We start from the raw sequence: 2414 nt of genomic DNA, 5'->3' as shown, positions 1-2414 counted from the left end.
TGTCATCTTGGCATCGCCGAAGACCGAGACCCATTCCCCGAACTCCAGATTGGTCGTGATGATGACGCTGGTCTTCTCATAGAGTTTGCTGATCAGGTGGAACAGCAGCGCGCCACCGGACTTGGGGAACGGGATGTAACCCAGTTCGTCGATGATGACGCAGTCCAGGGCCGACAGTTGCCGGATGATCTTCCCGGCATTGCCCTCGGCCTGTTCCTTGATCAGGGCATTGATCAGATCGACGGCGTTGAAGAAGCGGGCCTTCTTGCCATTGTTGATCAAAGTGGTGCCCAAAGCGATGGCGATATGGGTTTTACCCGTGCCTGTTCCGCCGACCAGAATGAGATTGTGCGCCTCTTCGGTAAACTGGCCCGTGCAGAACGGTTCAATCTGGGTCTGGGTGACGGCAGCAGCGCCGTAATCGAAGGTGGCGAAGTCCTTGTGATGGGGGAACTTCGCAATCCTCATTTGATACTGGATAGAGCGCACCCGGCGCTCTACAGTCTCGGCGTCGATCAGTTGCTTTATTGCTGTGGTCAGACTTGGTGGCTTGCGCGCGGACAGCAAATCATGGGCGCAAGCTGCCATTCCATGCAGCCTCAGGGTGGTCAGTTGGTCGATCAGAGCGTTCATGCGGCAGCCTCCTCAGCCGAGCACAGCATCTCATAGCGTTTACAATCTGCCTCGGGCCGCAAGGCCAGCTGCGGATAAGCGTAGGCATCGCTGAGCGGCGTGATGACCGGCTCCACCAACTGGTTGATCAGATTGGTGATGGCGGGAAGGCGCAGGGTGTTTTGTTCCACCGCCATCTCGCAAGCCATCTCGACCACTTCGATCCCGTGATCCTGGGCCAGCAGAAGCAGATCGACGAACTCCCGGTCCCCGCCTTTGCCGGCCATGTAATGCTCCCTGATCCGATGCATGGCCTCGGGCAGTTGCCAGTCCACAAAGGGGGCACCGTCGCGCAGGGCGCCGGGCTTGCGATCCAGCACCGGCACGTAATGCCAAGGCTCAAAATAGCTGACATTGCGGGTGAAGCGACGCTTGTGCTCGGCAATGACATCCTGACCGGATACCAGCACGATCCGACCAGCATAGGCGCGCAGGGAGACGTGCTGTCCGGCGAACCGGGAGGGCACGCTGTAGCGGTTGGACGCATATTGAACCAGGCAGGTGGAGCGGACACGAACGGTCTTCTCCACGTAGCCATCAAATGCCCGGCCCAGAGGGCGCAGCTCGGCGCGTTCGTCTTCGAACACTTCGGCAATCGTGCGATCCTGCTGCTCGGGATGGGGACGCTCTGCCAGCTCCTCGCAACGCAGACGCAGCCATGTGTTCAGCGCATCGAGATCATCAAAGGCCGGTTTGGGAACGAACAGGCGACCGCGCAAGAACTGGACCTGGTTCTCGACCTGTCCCTTCTCCCAGCCCGCAGCGGGCGTGCAGGCCACCGGCTCCATCACATAGTGGTTCATCAAGGCCAGGAACCGGGGATGGAAGATGCGGTCCTTCGAGCGGGACACATAGGTCACCATGGTCTTGGGGTTGTCGATGATCACCCGGCGCGGCACGCCGCCATAGAACGCCAATGCCCGCACGAACGCATCCAGCACCATCTCCTGGGCTTCGCCGGGATAGGCCACGACAAAGGGCTTGCGGCTGTGGCACAGGCGGAAATGGGCAACCTTGATCTTCTGTTCAACGCCGCCCAGGACAACCCGTTCTTCGCTCCAGTCAAATTGTAGCGCGTCGCCCGCCACAAAATGTAGCGGGATAAAAGCCTCGCCAGAACCGGCACCGGCCCGCTTCAGGTCGCGAACAAAGCGCTGAACCGGCGAATAGGAGCCGGTGTAGCCCTCCGTTACGAGCTGCTCATAGAGCTTCTGGGCCGTCCGCCGTTCCCGTCGCGGGCGCTTCATATCCTGATCGAACAACTCCCGAAGCCGAAGATCAAACCCGTTGCACAGCTTGTGCCGAACCGGCGGGGCCTGGCGCTGGTAGCTCGGTGGGCTCTCATCCTTCAGATACTTCTTGATCGTGTTCCGCGATAATCCCGTCGCCCGCGCAACAGACCGGATGCTGCGCCCTTCAACCAATACCCATCGTCGGATCTTCGATACACTTTCCATCAATAACACCTGCTCTTTCCTCCGCACTTGAAGCGCGGATGTTAACGAAACAGGTGGGTCAATTTTACTCGCTCATAACCCACCCAAGTGGGTCAATTTTGCACGCCGATTCACATTCAGCGGCGGACGCAGTTCGAAGGCCTTCGGCTCGCGTGAGAAGTTCCACAGCCTGAACAAGCACCATTCCGCACGCCGCTCCTCGGCCACGGCCAGTTCGTTGCGCGTGATGTGAAATGGCGTCCGGTCCCAGCCGTTCGTAGTCTTCACCTCGATCAGCCGCGACCG

At 59.7% G+C, this 2414-nt stretch carries 3 protein-coding genes; all 3 read right to left on the bottom strand.

Translation table 11 applies throughout. The features are described 5' to 3' along the window. On the bottom strand, positions 1-633 hold a 633-nt coding region (istB, locus tag KDH09_10155), incomplete at its 3' end, for an IS21-like element helper ATPase IstB (GenBank protein ID MCB0220045.1). Further along, complete coding sequence (istA, locus tag KDH09_10150) at positions 630-2129, bottom strand: IS21 family transposase (protein ID MCB0220044.1); 1500 nt, start codon at positions 2127-2129, stop codon at positions 630-632. The genes istB and istA, both read right to left, overlap by 4 nt. Before the next feature lie 72 nt (positions 2130-2201). Beyond that, on the bottom strand, positions 2202-2414 hold a 213-nt coding region (locus KDH09_10145), incomplete at its 5' end, for a DUF3883 domain-containing protein (protein MCB0220043.1).

This window comes from Chrysiogenia bacterium (genome assembly GCA_020434085.1).
Lineage (GTDB): Bacteria > JAGRBM01 > JAGRBM01 > JAGRBM01 > JAGRBM01 > JAGRBM01.
This window is presented reverse-complemented; position numbering and strand designations above follow the sequence as displayed.

Coding starts and splice junctions, on each gene's coding strand:
- istA (MCB0220044.1), bottom strand. CDS start 2,129: ATGGAAAGTGTATCGAAGATCCGACGATGGGTATTGGTTGAAGGGCGC.